Origin of the sequence: Mesorhizobium sp. M7A.F.Ca.US.005.03.1.1, assembly GCF_003997975.1 — a bacterium.
Classification (GTDB): Bacteria; Pseudomonadota; Alphaproteobacteria; order Rhizobiales; family Rhizobiaceae; genus Mesorhizobium; species Mesorhizobium ciceri.
Genome location: NZ_RZRO01000025.1, coordinates 51,117 through 68,099 on the forward strand (window position 1 = coordinate 51,117; position 16,983 = coordinate 68,099).

The 16,983-nt window shown below is 62.2% G+C and carries 14 protein-coding genes; 2 read left to right on the top strand and 12 right to left on the bottom strand.

The window, feature by feature from the left end; translation table 11 throughout:
• Positions 1-46 precede the first annotated feature (46 nt).
• The 5 genes from serA to glmM form a co-directional block, all read right to left on the bottom strand.
• Positions 47-1,648, bottom strand: coding sequence for a phosphoglycerate dehydrogenase (gene serA / locus EN990_RS13525; protein ID WP_024502929.1), 1,602 nt, complete (start codon positions 1,646-1,648; stop codon positions 47-49).
• Between the two features lie 67 nt (positions 1,649-1,715).
• Positions 1,716-2,891, bottom strand: a complete 1,176-nt coding sequence (locus tag EN990_RS13530; protein WP_013529158.1) for a phosphoserine transaminase — start codon at positions 2,889-2,891, stop codon at positions 1,716-1,718.
• A 200-nt stretch (positions 2,892-3,091) separates the two neighbouring features.
• Positions 3,092-3,931 (bottom strand): outer membrane beta-barrel protein, encoded by an 840-nt coding sequence (locus EN990_RS13535; RefSeq protein ID WP_318011902.1) that lies wholly within the window; start codon positions 3,929-3,931, stop codon positions 3,092-3,094.
• Between the two features lie 225 nt (positions 3,932-4,156).
• Entirely contained in the window at positions 4,157-4,993 is an 837-nt protein-coding gene (locus EN990_RS13540; protein ID WP_027162513.1) for an outer membrane protein, read from the bottom strand.
• Positions 4,994-5,241: 248 nt separating this feature from the next.
• Positions 5,242-6,594, bottom strand: coding sequence for a phosphoglucosamine mutase (gene glmM, locus EN990_RS13545; protein WP_027162514.1), 1,353 nt, complete (start codon positions 6,592-6,594; stop codon positions 5,242-5,244).
• Between the two features lie 368 nt (positions 6,595-6,962).
• Between glmM and EN990_RS13550 the strand changes: the two genes are divergently transcribed.
• The gene (locus tag EN990_RS13550) at positions 6,963-7,796 is read left to right on the top strand and encodes a hypothetical protein (RefSeq protein WP_013529154.1); all 834 of its coding nucleotides are present in this window, start codon (positions 6,963-6,965) and stop codon (positions 7,794-7,796) included.
• 242 nt (positions 7,797-8,038) lie between these two features.
• The gene (locus EN990_RS13555; protein WP_127369729.1) at positions 8,039-8,491 is read left to right on the top strand and encodes a hypothetical protein; all 453 of its coding nucleotides are present in this window, start codon (positions 8,039-8,041) and stop codon (positions 8,489-8,491) included.
• Positions 8,492-8,739: 248 nt separating this feature from the next.
• On the opposite strand, the gene ftsH is transcribed toward EN990_RS13555, so the two are convergent.
• The 7 genes from ftsH to EN990_RS13590 all read right to left on the bottom strand — a co-directional run.
• Entirely contained in the window at positions 8,740-10,668 is a 1,929-nt protein-coding gene (ftsH, locus tag EN990_RS13560; protein ID WP_013529152.1) for an ATP-dependent zinc metalloprotease FtsH, read from the bottom strand.
• A gap of 125 nt (positions 10,669-10,793) precedes the next feature.
• Positions 10,794-12,167 (bottom strand): tRNA lysidine(34) synthetase TilS, encoded by a 1,374-nt coding sequence (gene tilS / locus EN990_RS13565; RefSeq protein WP_127384604.1) that lies wholly within the window; start codon positions 12,165-12,167, stop codon positions 10,794-10,796.
• Between the two features lie 57 nt (positions 12,168-12,224).
• The gene (gene ybgF, locus EN990_RS13570; RefSeq protein ID WP_127369594.1) at positions 12,225-13,334 is read right to left on the bottom strand and encodes a tol-pal system protein YbgF; all 1,110 of its coding nucleotides are present in this window, start codon (positions 13,332-13,334) and stop codon (positions 12,225-12,227) included.
• A 220-nt stretch (positions 13,335-13,554) separates the two neighbouring features.
• On the bottom strand, positions 13,555-14,061 hold the full coding sequence (pal, locus tag EN990_RS13575) for a peptidoglycan-associated lipoprotein Pal (RefSeq protein WP_013529149.1): 507 nt from the start codon (positions 14,059-14,061) through the stop codon (positions 13,555-13,557).
• A 358-nt stretch (positions 14,062-14,419) separates the two neighbouring features.
• On the bottom strand, positions 14,420-14,683 hold the full coding sequence (locus tag EN990_RS13580; protein ID WP_245461043.1) for a four helix bundle protein: 264 nt from the start codon (positions 14,681-14,683) through the stop codon (positions 14,420-14,422).
• A gap of 31 nt (positions 14,684-14,714) precedes the next feature.
• Positions 14,715-16,025, bottom strand: coding sequence for a Tol-Pal system beta propeller repeat protein TolB (gene tolB / locus EN990_RS13585; RefSeq protein ID WP_013529148.1), 1,311 nt, complete (start codon positions 16,023-16,025; stop codon positions 14,715-14,717).
• 40 nt (positions 16,026-16,065) lie between these two features.
• The coding region (locus EN990_RS13590) for a TonB family protein (RefSeq protein ID WP_127388314.1) at positions 16,066-16,983 on the bottom strand (918 nt) is incomplete at its 5' end.

Below are 16,983 nucleotides of genomic sequence, written 5' to 3' on the forward strand. Positions count from 1 at the left end.
CGGCGGCCGGCGTCAACGAGGTGGGTCGGCGACCGCCTGTCCTCAATCACATCGCGTTGACGTCGAACTGCAGCCGCTTGGCCGAGTCGATCGACTTGTGCGCCTTGACCTTTTCCAGCACGGCTTCCGGGAACGGCGCGTCGAGATAGAGCAGCGCTATGGCATCGCCGCCCGGCCGGTTGCGGCCGAGCTGGAAGTTGGCGATGTTGACGCCATTCTCGCCGCAGACGGTGCCGAGCAGGCCGATGATGCCCGGCGCGTCCGCATTGGTGGTGTAGAGCATGTGCTGGCCGACCTCGGCATCGAGGTTGATGCCCTTGATCTGGATGAAGCGTGGCTTGCCATCCGAGAAGCATGTGCCGGCGATCGAGCGCGTCATGTGCTCGGTCTTCACCGTCAGCTTGATATAGCCGTCGAACACGCCCGACTTGTCGCGCTTGACCTCGGCCACGATGATGCCGCGCTCCTTCACCATGATCGGCGCCGACACCATGTTGACGTCCGAGACCTGAGGCCGGATCAGCCCGGCGAGTGCTGCACTGATCAGCGCGCGCGTGTTCATCGTCGCGGTCGAGCCGTCGAACAGGATCTCCACCTCCTTGATCGGATCCTCGGTGACCTGGCCGACAAAGGCGCCGAGCACCTCGGCGAGCTTGACGAACGGCTTCAGCCGCGGCGCCTCCTCGGCGGTGATCGACGGCATGTTGATGGCGTTGGAGACGGCGCCCTTGATCAGATAGTCGGCCATCTGCTCGGCAACCTGCAGCGCGACATTCTCCTGGGCCTCCGTCGTCGAGGCGCCGAGATGCGGCGTCGCCACCACATTCTCCATGCCGAACAGTTCGTTGTTCTCGGCCGGTTCGACCTCGAAGACGTCGACGCCGGCGCCGGCCACCTTGCCGCTCTTCAGCGCTGCGACCAGATCGGCCTCGACGATCAGACCGCCGCGTGCGCAATTGATGATGCGCACGCCCTTCTTCATCTTGGCGATCGCCGCGGCATCGATGATGTTGCGCGTCTTGTCGGTCAGCGGCGTGTGCAGGGTGATGAAATCGGCGCGGGCGAATAGCTCGTCGAGCTCGACCTTGTCGACGCCAAGCTCCTCGGCACGGCTGTCCGACAGGAACGGATCGAAGGCGATGACGTGCATCTTGAGGCCAACGCCGCGCGTCGCGACGATCGAACCGATGTTGCCGCAGCCGATGACGCCCAGTGTCTTGCCGGTTATCTCGACGCCCATGAAGCGGTTCTTTTCCCATTTGCCGGCATGGGTCGAGGCGTTGGCTTCAGGGATCTGGCGCGCCAGCGCAAAGATCATCGCCACCGCATGTTCGGCTGTGGTGATCGAGTTGCCGAAGGGCGTGTTCATCACGATGATGCCCTTGCGGCTTGCCGCCGGGATATCGACATTGTCGACGCCGATGCCGGCGCGGCCGATGACTTTGAGATTGGTAGCGGCGTTGATCAGCTTTTCGGTGACCTTGGTCGCCGAGCGGATGGCGAGGCCATCATACTGGCCGATCACTTCGGCGAGCTTATCCTTGTCCTTGCCGAGATCGGGCAGATAGTCGACCTCGACGCCACGATCCTTGAAGATTTGCACGGCGGTGGGGGAGAGTTTGTCTGAGACGAGAACGCGGGGCGCCATGGCGGCCTCCTTGAAATGGATTTGATCCTGATGGGAGTGGGCGGCCCGAAGGCCGCCGCGAACGATCTCAGGCCGCCGCTTTGAGCGACGCCTTCTGTGCGGCGAATGCCCAGTCGAGCCAGGGCAGCAGCGCTTCGAGATCCGACGTCTCGACCGTCGCGCCGCACCAGATGCGCAGGCCGGGCGGTGCGTCGCGATAGGCACCGATATCATAGGCGACGCCTTCCTTGTCGAGCACCGACACCAGCCCCTTGGCGAAGGCCGCCTGCCCGTCGGCGTCGAGCGCGGACACGTCCGGATCGGTGAAGGACAGGCAGACGGACGTGTTCGACCGTGTCGCCGGCTGGACGGCGAGATGACCGAGCCAGGAGGACTTGCCTACAAAGCGATCGAGGACGGCCGCATTGGCATCCGCCCTGGCGATCAGCGCGTCGAGGCCGCCGGTCGACTTCGCCCAGTTGAGCGCATCGAGGTAATCCTCGACGCACAGCATCGAGGGCGTGTTGATGGTCTCGCCCTTGAAGATACCTTCGATCAGCTTGCCGCCTGAGGTCAGGCGGAAAATTTTCGGCAGCGGCCATGAGGGCTTGTAGGTTTCCAGCCGCTCGACGGCGCGAGGCGACAGGATCAGCATGCCGTGAGCGCCCTCGCCGCCCAGCACCTTCTGCCAGGAGAAAGTGACGACATCGAGTTTTTCGAAGTCGAGCCTCTGCGCGAATGCGGCGGAAGTCGCATCGCAGACGGTCAGGCCCTTGCGGTCCGCGGGAATGAAATCGCCGTTCGGCACGCGAACGCCCGACGTGGTGCCGTTCCAGGTGAACACCACATCGCGGTCGAAATCGATCTTGGTGAGATCAGGCAGCTCGCCGTAGCCGGCTTCGATCTTGCGCACGTCGGCGAGCTTCAATTGCTTGACCACGTCGGTGACCCAGCCGGAGCCAAAGCTCTCCCAGGCGACCATGTCGACGCCGCGCTCGCCGAGCAGCGACCACAGCGCCATCTCGACCGCACCGGTGTCCGACGCCGGCACGATGCCGATGCGGTAACCCGCCGGGACCTGGAGAATCTCGCGCGTCAGCTCGATCGCCTGTTCGAGCTTGGTCTTGCCGATCTTGGCGCGGTGGGAACGGCCGAGCGCAGCATTTCTTAGCGCCTCGACCGACCAGCCGGGGCGCTTTGCGCAGGGACCTGAGGAGAAATTGGGGTTTGCCGGACGGAGTCCGGGCTTCGTATGCGTCGTCATCGTGGTCTATCCTTCCAGATAGTGGCCCCTCGTTGGGGAGGGGTGGCCCACGGACGGCGATATTCGTTCGGGCTTCAGGCGTCAAGAGGAAAGTTTTTGTCGTTGCCGGGATACCGGCGATCCCCGATCAGGATGTCGTGACTTCAAACGCAAACGACGGACCCCATGATCCGCCGTGCTGGTCCTCGTACTCGCCGCGCCTACCAGAGATCGTAGCGCAGCCCGACCTTGACCTGATGATAATCGAGGCCCTTTTTGAACTCAGGGTTGCCGACAGCGTCTGCTGTCACGTATTTCGCGGAAGGCAGAGCCGTGTATTGATAGCCGACATCGACTGCAACATTCTTGCTGACCTGATAAGCAAAGCCGGCGCCGAGCGTATAGGCGAAGCTGAACTGCTTCTCCGACTGCGTCGTCCCATCATAGCCGTTTGGATCGTCGCATTCAAAGATGGTCGTGGTTGTACCTGATGTTGTCGATGAATTCTGACAGTTGCGAGCGCCTTGAGCGTACTTGTAGGTGCTGTACGCTATGCCGACACCGCCTCCGACATAGGGCGTGAAGCCGACATAAGTGCCCAGGTCGACAAAGGCGCTGGCCATCACATCGTAGGCCTTGTTGTTGCCGTCGTTGGAGCCTTCGCATCCACGGGTGCTTGGGCCGGCGAACGCGCTTGTGCTGCCACCGCTGGTGACAGTCACCGTCTGCGTTCCATCGCAAGTACTGTCGAATTTGCTGGCGAATTTGCTTGTCGGCAGCAGACCGAAATTCAATTCACCACGGAAGTAATCGTTGAAATGGTAGCCCATACCTATCGAACCAGACAGCGGGCTGGTATCCGTAACCAGACCGGCCGGAGTTTCCGAAAATTCATAGGGCTTGTTGAAGGCATAGCCGAGATCACCGCGCAGATACCAGCCGGAGCCGACCTCGACCGGGACGTAGTCGGGCGCCTGGTCGACATAGATCGGCGGATCGTAGTCGGCCGCGTGCACCGGCGTCAGCGGCAGGAGGGCTAGTGCACCGAGCGCCAGCGCCATACGCGATGTAAGTTTCATGGTCCCCGACTCCCGAATTTGGCGCAGCCCGCAATCGCAGCGGCAGCCATCGTTTCAAGGAGCATTGTTAACCATAGTGGTTAAGTGGCGGTTAAGGCTAACAGAGCGTTAGCGAATTCATTTCCCCTGTCGATTCCAGGCGGCCAACGAAAAACCGCCCGGCTGAGGCCGGGCGGTTTGTGAAGAATTCAAGTAATGTAGATGCTGTTACTTAGTGTAGATCGGCTCGGGTTCGGGCTGGTAGGCAACGACCGGCGCGGCGCAACCGTTGTTGCCACCGAACTGGTAACGCAGGCCACCGCGCACTTCGTGTGTGTTGATGCCACGATCGAAGCCGGGACCGGAGCTGGTGATGTTCCAGTCGAACATGCGGCCGCCCTGGATATGGGAGAAGCGGTAGCCGGCATCGAGAATGATCTTGTCGGTCAGGCAGTACGAAGCGCCGGCCATCAGACCGTAGGCGAAACGCCAGCTTGATCTGCCGGGATTGAACTCGGTGGTGTTCGGATCGTAGACATCATCCCACTTGACGCGGGCGCCGCCGATGCCGGCGCCAACGTAAGGCGTGATGCCGTGATAGGTGCCGAGATCGACATAGGCATTGGCCAGCAGCAGCAGGGCGCTCATCTTCGACACTTCGGTCGATGTTCCGTTGATATCCGAGGTGCCGCCGTTGAAGTTCGACTTGAACCAGTAGTCGGCGGTCAGGTCGGTCCGGAAGTGGTCGTTGATCTTGTAACCAACGCCGGCACCGAGCGAGAACCCGCCCTTGAGCTTGCCGAAATCGAAACTTCTGGTGCCGGGCGTGACCGTACAATTACATTGATCGATGGTGTAGGTCATATAGTCGATGCCGCGCACGGTCGACTTGTGATAGTCGATGTCGCCGCGGATATACCAGCCGCCGACTTCTACCGGCTGCTCGTAGACGGCCTGAGGCGGAGCCTCTTCGACGATCGGTTCCGGCAGGTCGGCCGCGAACAACGGCCCCGCCAGGCCTGCGAACAGTAAGGCGAGCAGGGCCTTTCTTGCTGTCTTGAACATGCTTGTCACCCCTGAGAAGCTCGGAACGGCAAACCCGCCCGAAATGCGATTGGCTTTCAGTCGTGGATAATGAATTGCAAAGGTTAAAAGGCGTTTAACCCTGTTGCTTAACCACGAATCTCGAAACTTCTGGGAACCGCTGCGAGATTTCCGAACAGCGAACAGACTGGGAGCCGACAAGAAAAAGCCCGCCGAAAGGCGGGCTTGGACAGGTTCAGGCGACGACGTCCTGCCGGGCGCTGTGGGGCTCAGGCGGCGCTGCGCGTTTCCGAGATGATGTCCACGATGCCATTCACCACGGACTCGACCAGTTGCGGGTCGTCGCCCTCGGCCATCACGCGGATCAGCGGCTCTGTCCCGGATGGCCGGATAACCAGCCGTCCGGTCTTGCCGAGCCGGTTACGCGCGTCTTCGATGGCGGCCTTGACCGGCGCCTCCTCGAGCGGCTTGCCGCCGGAAATGTGAACGTTCTTCAGGAGTTGCGGCACGGGTTCGAATTTCTTCGACAGTTCGCTGACCGGCCGGCCCTGCCGCTTGATGCAGGCCAGCACCTGCAGCGCCGAAACCAGGCCGTCGCCGGTGGTCGAAAAGTCGGACAGCACGATATGGCCCGACTGTTCGCCGCCGACATTCAAGCCGTGCGCGCGCATATGCTCGACGACATAACGGTCGCCGACCTTGGTGCGGTGCAATTGCAGCTTCATGTCGCCGAGGAAGCGTTCGAGGCCCAGATTGGACATGACGGTTGAGACGACACCGCCGCCGGCAAGCCGCCCGCTCTGGTGCCAGGATTCGGCGATCAGCGCCATGATCTGGTCACCATCGACGATCGCGCCGTTTTCATCGACGATGACGACGCGATCGGCGTCGCCGTCGAGCGCGATGCCGATATCGGCGCGCACTTCGTGCACCTTCTTTTGCAGGCCGGCCGGGTGGGTCGAGCCGCATTCCTTGTTGATGTTGAAGCCGTTGGGCTCGACATTGATGGCGACGACCTCGGCGCCCAGTTCCCACAGCGCCTCGGGCGCCACCTTGTAGGCCGCGCCATTGGCGCAATCGACGACGATCCTCAAGCCCGCGAGCGACATCGAGCGCGGCAAGGTGCGCTTGGCGAATTCGATGTAGCGGTCATGCACGCCGTCGACGCGCTTGGCGCGGCCAAGCCCGTCGGAGTCGGCGAGCGCCAGTTCGATATCCCTGTCGAGCATGCTCTCGATGCGCTCCTCGATCTCGTCGGAGAGCTTGTAGCCGTCGGGTCCGAACAGCTTGATCCCGTTGTCGTAATAAGGGTTGTGCGAGGCCGAGATCATGACGCCGATATCGGCGCGCAGCGAACGCACCAGCATGGCGACAGCCGGCGTCGGGATCGGGCCGAGCAGGAACACGTCCATGCCGGCGGCACAAAGACCGGCGACCATGGCATTCTCGATCATATAACCGGAAAGTCTGGTGTCCTTGCCGAGCACGACACGATGTCGATGGGTGCCGCGCTGGAAGGAAAGGCCGGCGGCCATGCCGACCCGCATCGCGATTTCAGCGGTCATCGGAAACTTGTTGGCGCGTCCGCGAATGCCGTCCGTGCCGAAATAATTCCCTGCCATGCCAGTCAGCTTCCTCGACGTTTCTTCCCCGGCACGTCATGCCACAATTGGCCAGGGCGCTATGATCACATTGTGTGATTATACGTTACCAATCCTTAGAAAACCATTGTTGTGCACTGCACACAACGTGGCCGCAACCTGACATGCCCAGACTGCCATGCTGCAATATACAAGTCATTCGAGCCTTTCAGCGCGGATGCACCAGGAAAATCTTGCTCTGAACCAGGCAACGGACAACGATTTCATCACCTTATCGGGAGAAGCCGATTTTCGGCGATATATACGCCACTTAGCATCTGGCGCAACCGACCGTTGAGCGTTATTGATTTGCAGGGACGTATCATGGGCTGCTGCAACGGAGAAACGCTATGCTCATCCACCGACTTGCCACTTTGACCGGCCTCGCCGTCGCTACCTTGTTCCTGGCCGCGCCAGCCAACGCACTGACGATGGCCGAGTGCAGCACGAAGTATAACGCCGCCAAGGATGCGGGGACACTGGCCGGAGCGACCTGGAACCAGTTCCGCAAGGCTCAGTGCGGCACCGACGCCACAGCGACGACCGACGCCAAGCCGGCCGATGCCAAGAAAGCGACCAACACCACGAAGGCTGCCGCGGCGGACGACAGCACGGCCAAGGGCCTGACGGCGAAGGAATGCAGCACCAAGTATCAGGCGGCGAAGGCTGCCGGCACGCTGAACGGCATGAAGTGGAACGACTTCCGCAAATCCGAATGCGCCGCCGGTGCATCCGCCGCTGCCGCCGCCAAGCCGGCGACCACCAAGGCCGCCGCGGCTCCCGCCGCTCCCGCAGACAATGGCGGCAAGGGCCTGAGCATGGCCGAATGCAGCACCAAGTATCAGGCCGCCAAGACGGCCAACACGCTGAACGGCATGAAGTGGAACGACTTCCGCAAGACCGAGTGCGGCGCAGCCGCCTCGGATGACGACACCGTGCCGGCCGCCGACGAGGCGAGCTACACCAAGGAGCCGGCGAAGCCGACGACGGCTGCGCCCAAGGGCGTCACCTTCCCGTCCGCGATCTCGCCGAAATATACCAGCGAGACCCCCGGAAAGGGCCGTATGCACACCTGCCTCGACCAGTACTATGCCCTCAAGGACGCCAATTCGCTTGGCGGCCTGAAGTGGATCCAGAAGGGCGGCGGCTTCTACAGCCTGTGCAACGCCAAGCTGAAGAGCTGATCGCTTAGCCATAGTCTCCAAACAAAGGCCCGCGCATCGCAAGATGCGCGGGCCTTTTTTGTTGCGCGAAGACGCACACTGCCTTGCTCGCATCTGCATGTCGCCGGGCTGCCGGCATCATCAATTCGCCTACACTGCCCAACGCCAAGCTCATCGGCAGTCCGTAAAGATTCTGGTTGAACATATAGAGAACAAACCATATACAAAAAGACGTCAAACTTATTATCAACCAGGAGGGTCTTATGCACGGTTTGAAATTGGCGGTATTGGCTGCGACCGCATTTGTCGCTTGGAGCGTCGCCCCCGCAAGCGCACTGACGATGAAGGAATGCGGCGAGACCTATCGAACAGCCAAGGAAGGCGGCACTCTGAACGGCATGGACTGGACGGCTTTTCGCAAGGAGAAGTGCGCGACATCAGCAGCGGACAGTGTCAGCGAGGATACGGTCAAAACCGAGCCGCAGACGAAAAAGGAAACCAGCGCGGCGGTCGCCCCCACTGCAGCGCCCGCGGGCGTGACATTTCCGACCACGCTGGCCGCCGAGTTCAAGACCGAAAAGCCCGCGAAGGCTCGCATGAAGACCTGTCTCCAGGGCTACCATGGCAACAAGGACGCGGGCACGTTGAACGGCCTTCGCTGGATCCAGAAGGGCGGCGGTTATTACAGCCTGTGCAATGCCAAGCTGAAGAGCTGAGCGACAAGACATCTGAAGAAGAGAAGACCTGCGAACCGCAGGGTTCGCGGGCCTTTTTTTTGCCTTCGAGGGCACGCCAGCGGCGACGTTGCCAATCTCCCCCGCAAGGGGGGGAGATGGGCTATCACCTAGGCTTTCGCCAATCGTCACCGTCGCAGATGCGAGGTCGCGGACAACTCCTCCCCAATGCCAAAAACAAAAAACGCCGCGGAGCAAGCCGCGGCGTTCGATGAAATCGGTGGCCGAACTCAGCTCGACGGCTGTGGTTCCATACCGCCTTCGGGCTCAGGACCCTTCTTGCGGCGGCCGCCGGACTTCGGCACGGCCGAGCCACGACTTGGCGGCGTATCGTCGCCGAGGTCGCGTGCGGGCTTGTGGCCGGCGATCAACTGCTTGATCTCCTCGCCGGACAGCGTCTCGTATTCCAGCAGGCCCTGCGCCAGCGCGATCCATTCCTTCTTCTTCTTGGTCAGGATGGACTTCGCCGACGAATAGGCCTCATCGATCAGGCGGCGCACTTCGGCGTCGATGATCTGCGCCGTTTCTTCCGAGACGTTCTGCGTGCGTGCCACCGAATGGCCAAGGAACACTTCTTCCTGGTTGTCGCCATAGGCGACATGGCCGAGCTTGTCGGAAAAGCCCCAGCGCGTGACCATGGCACGCGCCAGCTTGGTCGCCTGCTCGATATCCGAAGAAGCTCCGGAGGTGATGTTCTCCTTGCCGAACTTGAACTCCTCGGCGACACGGCCGCCCATCATGATGGCGAGCCGCGAGATCATGTATTTGTAGCTCATCGAATAGCGGTCGCCTTCGGGCAACTGCATGACCATGCCGAGCGCACGGCCGCGCGGGATGATGGTGGCCTTGTGCAGCGGATCGGCCGACGGCACGTTGAGCGCGAGGATGGCGTGGCCGGCCTCATGGTAGGCGGTCAGTTCCTTCTCGGCCTGCGTCATGGCCGACGAGCGGCGCTCGGCGCCCATCATGATCTTGTCCTTGGCGTCCTCGAATTCAGCCATGGTGACGAGGCGCTTGTTGCGTCGTGCCGCCATCAGCGCGGATTCGTTGACGAGGTTCATCAGGTCGGCGCCGGAGAAGCCAGGCGTGCCGCGCGCGATCACCTTGAGGTCGACATTGGGCGCCAGCGGCACGTTGCGCACATGCACCTTGAGGATCTTCTCGCGGCCGACGATGTCAGGGTTCGGCACCACGACCTGGCGGTCGAAGCGGCCTGGCCTGAGCAGTGCCGGATCGAGCACGTCGGGCCGGTTGGTGGCAGCGATCAGGATGATGCTTTCGTTGGATTCGAAACCGTCCATCTCGACCAGCAGCTGGTTCAGCGTCTGCTCGCGTTCGTCATTGCCGCCGCCGAGGCCGGCGCCGCGATGACGGCCGACTGCGTCGATTTCGTCAATGAAGATGATGCAGGGCGCGTTCTTCTTGGCCTGGTCGAACATGTCGCGGACGCGGCTTGCACCGACGCCGACGAACATCTCGACGAAGTCAGAACCGGAAATGGTGAAGAACGGCACATTGGCTTCGCCGGCAACCGAGCGCGCGAGCAGCGTCTTGCCGGTTCCCGGAGGGCCGACGAGCAGCACGCCGCGCGGAATCTTGCCGCCGAGCCGCTGGAACTTCTGCGGATCGCGCAGGAACTCGACGATCTCTTCCAGATCTTCCTTGGCTTCGTCGACGCCGGCAACGTCCTGGAAAGTGACGCGGCCATGCGCTTCGGTGAGCAGCTTGGCCTTCGATTTGCCGAAGCCCATCGCGCGGCCGGAGCCGGACTGCATCTGGCGCATGAAGAATATCCAGACGCCGAGGATGAGGATCATCGGCAGCCAGGAGATCAAATAGCCGAACAGCGAATTGGAACCGTCCGTTTCAGGCCGTGCATTGATGGTGACGTTCTTGTCCTGCAGCCGCGAGACCAGCGAAGGATCGCCGGGCGAATAGGTCTGGAAACCGCTGGAATTGTCGGTGTAGGTGCCGCTGATACGAGCGCCAGCAATGGTCACCGTCTTGACCCGCCCCGCCGCGACATCCTGCAGGAACTGCGAATAAGGCACATCGCTGGAAGCCCCTCGCGTCTGCGGCGTCTGGAACAGATTGAACAGGGCTATGAGCAGGACCGCTATGATCGCCCAGAGCGCGAGGTTGCGATAGTTCGGATTCATCAATTGTCCCGTTGGCGTCCGCGAGGCGGACACGCGTCATGAGAGGAAACTTGCGCCTAACATAGGGAGAGCGTCCCCCCTTGCCAAGCAGAACAGCACGTCTGGGTTAAGCTTTCGCGCAACCCTCAGCCGGCACTGTGGCCGCTGAAAGGCAAGGGCGGGACCGGGGCCGCGCCAATCAGCCCGGCGACGGCCCGCGCCAGCGCTAGGTCGAAGGATGGCAGGAAGCGGCCGAAGGGGGCAACGACCGGCCGCGCTTCCACCGTCGCGGACTTCAGTCCATATCCAGGCAAACCAAGGCATTCACCGGCCTGCCACACCGCCGGTTCGACCGCGAGCGCGGCGCGCATCAGGCTCGACGGGGTTTTTCCTTCACCCGTCGCCAGCCGTTTCGCCGCTGCCGTGCCTAACGGGGCAATCAACAATGCGCTGCTGCTGTCGTTCAATGTGATGTGCCGGCGGCCGTCCCACAGGGTGCTGCCGGTGGCGGCAGCGGCGGCGGGCAGTCCGCGCGCCTCGCGGCGCAGGAATATGCCGGAGCGCCGGGAATCGACAACCGTCCGCGACAATGTGGCGCAAAGAAATCCAGCCCTCAGCCGACCGAACAGAGCCTCGCTGCGGGCCTGATCCGGCACGAAGGCAATCCCGCCGGTCGTGGCCAGAAGGATGCGCAACGCATAGATGGCCGCCTGCTCGTCACCGGAGGAGAGCAGGCACGGGTCGAGGCGGATGAGGCCGATGGCTGGCTGGCTGGCGAAGCCATCGATCAAACCGGCTGCGCTGGCGCCAAGCTGCCTGCGCTCGAGGGCGGCCTGGCCCGCGAGCATCAACATGCCCTTCACATGCTCGACACTCTCGCCGGCAAGTGCGGCCCGCACACGCGGCCGCTCGAAAGCCGCGTCGACATTGGTCGGATCGTCAGCCCAGCCGACATTTTGACGGCGCAGGACGTCGCGCAATACCGCGCGCCGCACGCCGAGGAGCGGCCGCACGATCCAGATGCGCCAGTCATAGAGGGTGGCCGGTGCCATGCCGGCAAGTCCCCGGCCGGCCATTCCGGCATGGCCTTGGCCCTCGTCCCGCGCGTGCCGCATCAGCACCGTTTCCGCCTGGTCGTCGGCGGTATGGCCGGTGAGGATCATGCCGATGCCTTCCGCTTGTGCCGCCTCGGCTAGCAGCCGGTAGCGCGCCTCGCGAGCGGCGGCGGGCAGACCGGTCGATGGCTTTGGACCCGACCATGTCAGGATGCGGTGTGAAATTCCGAGCCTGGCGCACAGCTTCGCCACTGTTTGCGCTTCCGCAGCCGAACCGGACCGCAAACCGTGGTCGATCGTCACCGCCAGCAGCCTGGTTGCCGGCGCCCTACGTTCGAGATGGTGTTTGAGAAGAAGGAGCAGGGCGGTCGAGTCGCTGCCGCCGGACACGGCCGCAACAGCGCCGCTGGTAAAATCGATATGCGAAAAAGGGTTAGTCGAAAGGTCCGGCTCGGTGTCGAGCATGATGCATGTCGCCCAAAAGTGATCCCGGTTTCAGGACAACGACATGTATGACAAGGATCAGCAGGCAGCCAGAGCCTTCTCCTGCTTGACGCGTTCCTTGAGCGCGCTGGAAATATCGGGGTAGCGCTTGCCGACCTCGCTGAAAGTGGCGCAGGCAACGTCATGCTGCTTGAGGCCGACCAGCGACACGCCGAGCTTCAGCAACATGTCGGGAGCTTTCTTGGCCTTGGGGTAGTCCTTGCTGGCGGCAAGGAACGTCTCGGCCGCATCGCGGTATTTCTGCTGGCCGAGCAATGACTCGCCCAGCCAGTAATGCGCGTCCGCTGCTTTCGCATCCTTGGGGAAGCGGGCGATGTGGTCGCGAAAACCCTGCTCGGCGGTGCCGTAGTCGCCCGAGAGGATGAACTGGTATGAGTTGCGGTAGAGCTCTTCCGGATTGTTGGTGGCGGGCAACGCCGCGACCACCGTATCGGATTTGCCGGCCTTGGGCGCCGCCCCGGCGACTGGCGCGGTATCCTGCGCCGGCGCGGTCGATTGTGTGTTGCCGCCGGCATCGATGACATTGCCGTTCTTGTCGACGGTGATGCTGCCGAAGGTCTTTTCCGGCGCTCCCGTACCGGGAATAACCTTGCCGGGGTCGCCATCCGGAGATTCGACGATGACGTCATCGACCGTCTTGCCGCCTGCCGATTGATCGTTGGCGGGCTCGGCGCCGGCATCGGCCGGCGCCCGTGTTGCCGGGGCCGCCGCCACGTTGTTGTCGGTGCCGGTGGTGGCGTCCGATTTCTTCTGCGCCGGCGGCTGCCCGCCTTGCGTGCCGCCACCTTCCAGCTGCTGGAAGCGGAATTCATTATCTTCCTGCTGCTTGCGGATCTGCTCCTGCATTTGCAGGACCTGGAAATTGAGTTCCTCGATCTTGCCGTTCATCTGCCGCAGCTGCTCTTCCAGGCTGGTGACAGCGGTAGGATCGGACTGCACCAGCTGAATCTGGTCCGGTTTCTTCTTTTGACCAAAAAAGCCGGGCAATTCGATACTGGGAAGATGGAAGGTAAAGCCGCTGTCGGTTGATTGCCCTGTGCCGCTCGCCCCGGTGCCGCTAGCCAGGGCGGTGACGCCTGATAGGAGCAGCAGCGCAAGCGTGCCGCTCAGAACCGATCTCAAATGCATGTGCCTCTCGCAGTGATTTCGTTAGCTTGTTCGCGCCTTCCAATCAGAATGGGACCAGCCAAGCGCCCTCGGCTCATAGCAGGAGCCGAGACTTCGGCCAAATTTTGTTTCGGGCATCCGGATATGAAAAAGGCGGCCCCAAGGCCGCCTTTCGCACAAGTATGTTGCATTTTTACCGCTAGACGGCCACGCGTCCTTTGACGCGCCGGTCCATGATGCCTCAGGAGCCAGCGCCGCTAAGCGTAGTGACCGCGCGGCGATTCTGCGACCAGCAAGAGATGTCGTCGCAAACCGCGACCGGACGTTCCTTGCCGTAGGAAATGGTCTTGAGACGGCTGGCCGAGACGCCCTTGGCGACAAGGAAGTCACGGGTAGCGGCTGCGCGGCGGGCGCCGAGCGCCAGATTGTATTCGCGCGTTCCGCGTTCGTCGGCATGGCCTTCGACGACGATGGCATACTGCTTGTACTGGTTCAGCCACTGTGCCTGGCGCGAGAGCGTCGTCTGCGCGTCGGCACGGATCGAGGTCGAGTCCGTATCGAAGAAGATGCGGTCGCCAATGTTGACGGTGAAGTCCTGCGCCGATCCGGGTGTTGCGGCGCCGGCGCCGTTAAGGCCAAGATCGGCCGCGTTGTTCGGCGTCTTTTTCGAGGCGCAACCGGCGATGGCGAGCATCGCCACCAGCGCGATCATGACCGGGTTTCTGGTAAGTGCTGCAATACGGCCCATGCCGCCTCTCCTTCGTAATTCGAGTGGTCTAATTTGAGTGATTTCGTTGATCACCCAGTAACCACGTTTGGGTTAACCGGCATTCAAGAAACACGGTTAAATTTTGGTTTAAGCTGCCCGTCCGCAGCCATTGGCCATGAGCCACAGTTGGCGCGGACCCTAGGCGGAAATACGGCCAAAACGCGACAAAGAGATGGAAAAGAGGAATTGAAGAGTTGGGGAATTGAGGAACTGAAGAGAGAATTCACTTCAGCTTTTCTCTCAGATTGATCAGCATGCCGTAGATATGGGCATAGGATCGCAGCCAATCGTCGTGTTGTGCCTGGCTGATGTATCCAAGGTCGAACGCATAGGAAATTCACGTCTCCACTTCGCTGCATGACCCCATTGCCATCGAAATGAACCGCGCGAATTCGGGTTTGGAGTGAGTCTGCTTGGCAAATCCCTCAGCCAAATTGGCGCAGATTCCCTTGCTGGAGCGGCGCAACTGATCAGCCAGTGCGTATTGCTCCATTTTCGGGAAAGCGAGCGTAGCTTTATGCACGCCAAGAGAGACCACATAAGCGCGCTTATAAACCTCTAGATCCTTCGCACGCTTGATGTAGCCGCCCGCCTTCTCCATTCTTCAGTTCTTCAATTCCCCAGTTCGTCTCTTACTCCAGCAGCGGCGACCAGGCAGGGTCCGAAGCGAAGTTCGCCGTCGGGATCGATTGCTCGTTGCGTCCGGTCAGATCGACCGAAACCAGTTTGGGGCCACCGGCGGAATCGCGGAAGAACATCAGCACGCGGCCATTCGGCGCCCAGGTCGGTCCCTCCTGCTGGAAGCCGGAGGAGAGGATGCGCTCACCCGATCCATCGGTCTTCATGACGCCGATCTGGAATTCGCCGCCGGTCTGCTTGGTGAAGGCAATCAGGTCGCCGCGCGGCGACCAGACCGGTGTCGAATAGACGCCGTCGCCAAAGGAGATGCGGGTCTGGCCCGAACCGTCGGCGCCCATCACGTAGATCTGTGCGCGGCCGCCACGGTCGGAGGTGAACACCACCTTGCTGCCGTCGGGCGAATAGGATGGCGAGGTGTCGATGGCGGTCGAGTTGGTCAGCCGCGTCGTCGAGCGGCTGCGCAGGTCCATGGCGAAGATGTTGGAATTGCCGTCGTCGCGCAGCAGGCTCATGATCACCTTCTGGCCGTCGGGCGAAAAGCGCGGCGCAAAGGTCATGCCGGGGAAATTGCCGACCAGTTCGCGCTGGCCGGTCTCGATCTGCAGCAGATAGACCCGCGGCTGGCCGCTTTCATAGGACATGTAGGTGATTTCCTGCCGGTTCGGCGAGAAACGCGGCGTCAGCACGATCGACCTGCCGTCCGAAAGATAGCGGACGTTGGCGCCGTCCTGGTCCATGATCGCGAGGCGCTTCTTGCGCGCATTCTTGGCTCCGGATTCGTCGATGAAGACGACGCGGGTGTCGAAATAGCCTTTTTCGCCGGTCAGCCGCTCATAGATGGCGTCGGCGATGATATGGGCGACACGCCGCTGATTGGCGTCGTTGGCGAAGAACTGCTCGCCAGCCATCTGCTGGCCGGCAAAGGTATCCCACAATCGGTACTGGGCGCGGATGCGGCCGTCGGCTTCCTTGCTGACGCTGCCCGTGACCAGCGCCTGCGCGTTGATCACCTTCCAGTCGTCGAAGCGCGGTGCTGCATCGGGGTTGGTGATTTTCTCGATAAAGGCGCTCTTGTCGATCGGAGCGAACAGACCCGAACGCTTCAAATCGGCGGTGACGATCTGCGAAATCTGCGCCCCAAGCGCGTCGCCGCCCTGGAAATCCGTGATGGCGATCGGCAGCGGCTCGACGTTGCCCTTGTTGACGTTGAGCTCGACGAGCGCCAGCGCCGGCAACGTGCCTGCCGCGGTCATGCCCATCGCCATTGCTGCGACCATCAGGAGCGGCTTGAGGATTGATTTCATGTCTTCTCGCTTCTCGTACTGATTTTCGGATGACAGGGCCTTAGAGGCCGAGCATCTCCCTTGGATCGAAGGTGACGCGGACGTCGGCCCAGATGTCCTGCTTGCCGGCGGGAACTTGCAGGCCGGTGACATCGCATTTTTGCACCGCACGAACGGCACTTTCGTCGAACTGGCGATTCCCGCTCGACTTTTCGACCGCCGGGCGCCCGTCCAGCTTACCGGATGCATCCAAGTTGAACCGCACCACGACGAGGAAGTTCTCGGAACCTTCAAGGCCGACAGGAAGGGTCCAGCAGCCGCCGAGCTGGCTTTCCAGGGCACCCATTTCGGACCTGGAAAGCTTCTGACCTTGGTCCTTGTCGCCGCCGAGCGACGCCTGCTGGGTCGAGCGCTTGGCGCCCCCGCCGGATGGTTTCTGCTTGTCGAGGAGCGCGGAGATCTCGTCGGCGTTGAATTGCTTGTCATCGGATTTCGGCTTCGACGACGCTTCCTTGACCGGCTTGTCGGCGTCCTTGCGCTCCGGCGCCTTGGCGCTTTCGGCCTGCGCCGGCTGCGGCTTCGGCCGCGCTTCCGGCGCGGGAGCGGAATCCGGCAGCTGCGTCGCCTCGGCGGGCGGCTCCTGCGCTATGGCTTCAGCGACGGCGTCGGGCTTGACCTCGGGCGTCGGATCGATGGCAGCGGTCTTGTCCTGCGGCGGCGGGGTCGGCGCCGGCTTGGCCGGTGTCGGCTTGGGATCGGCCTGCTTGACCGGCTCGGGCTTGACCTCTTCCTTGGGCGTCGGCGCCGGCGCCACTTCCGTTGCCGGGGTGGGCTTGGGCTTCTCCTGCGGCTTCGGCACGTCCTCGGGCTTCGGCTTTTCGATCGGGGTCGGCGCGGGCGGCGGAGCCGAGGTCATGTCGACGGGCTTCGGCTTGGCTTCCGGCGTTATCGGCTTGTCGGTGTCGACGCTGTTCTCGCC

What these genes read in the sequence shown, in the direction of transcription:
- serA (WP_024502929.1), bottom strand. Translation starts at nt 1,648, where the DNA reads ATGGCGCCCCGCGTTCTCGTCTCAGACAAACTCTCCCCCACCGCCGTG.
- EN990_RS13530 (WP_013529158.1), bottom strand. Translation starts at nt 2,891, where the DNA reads ATGACGACGCATACGAAGCCCGGACTCCGTCCGGCAAACCCCAATTTC.
- EN990_RS13535 (WP_318011902.1), bottom strand. Translation starts at nt 3,931, where the DNA reads ATGGCGCTGGCGCTCGGTGCACTAGCCCTCCTGCCGCTGACGCCGGTG.
- EN990_RS13540 (WP_027162513.1), bottom strand. Translation starts at nt 4,993, where the DNA reads ATGTTCAAGACAGCAAGAAAGGCCCTGCTCGCCTTACTGTTCGCAGGC.
- glmM (WP_027162514.1), bottom strand. Translation starts at nt 6,594, where the DNA reads ATGGCAGGGAATTATTTCGGCACGGACGGCATTCGCGGACGCGCCAAC.
- EN990_RS13550 (WP_013529154.1), top strand. Translation starts at nt 6,963, where the DNA reads ATGCTCATCCACCGACTTGCCACTTTGACCGGCCTCGCCGTCGCTACC.
- EN990_RS13555 (WP_127369729.1), top strand. Translation starts at nt 8,039, where the DNA reads ATGCACGGTTTGAAATTGGCGGTATTGGCTGCGACCGCATTTGTCGCT.
- ftsH (WP_013529152.1), bottom strand. Translation starts at nt 10,668, where the DNA reads ATGAATCCGAACTATCGCAACCTCGCGCTCTGGGCGATCATAGCGGTC.
- tilS (WP_127384604.1), bottom strand. Translation starts at nt 12,167, where the DNA reads ATGCTCGACACCGAGCCGGACCTTTCGACTAACCCTTTTTCGCATATC.
- ybgF (WP_127369594.1), bottom strand. Translation starts at nt 13,334, where the DNA reads ATGCATTTGAGATCGGTTCTGAGCGGCACGCTTGCGCTGCTGCTCCTA.
- pal (WP_013529149.1), bottom strand. Translation starts at nt 14,061, where the DNA reads ATGGGCCGTATTGCAGCACTTACCAGAAACCCGGTCATGATCGCGCTG.
- EN990_RS13580 (WP_245461043.1), bottom strand. Translation starts at nt 14,683, where the DNA reads ATGGAGAAGGCGGGCGGCTACATCAAGCGTGCGAAGGATCTAGAGGTT.
- tolB (WP_013529148.1), bottom strand. Translation starts at nt 16,025, where the DNA reads ATGAAATCAATCCTCAAGCCGCTCCTGATGGTCGCAGCAATGGCGATG.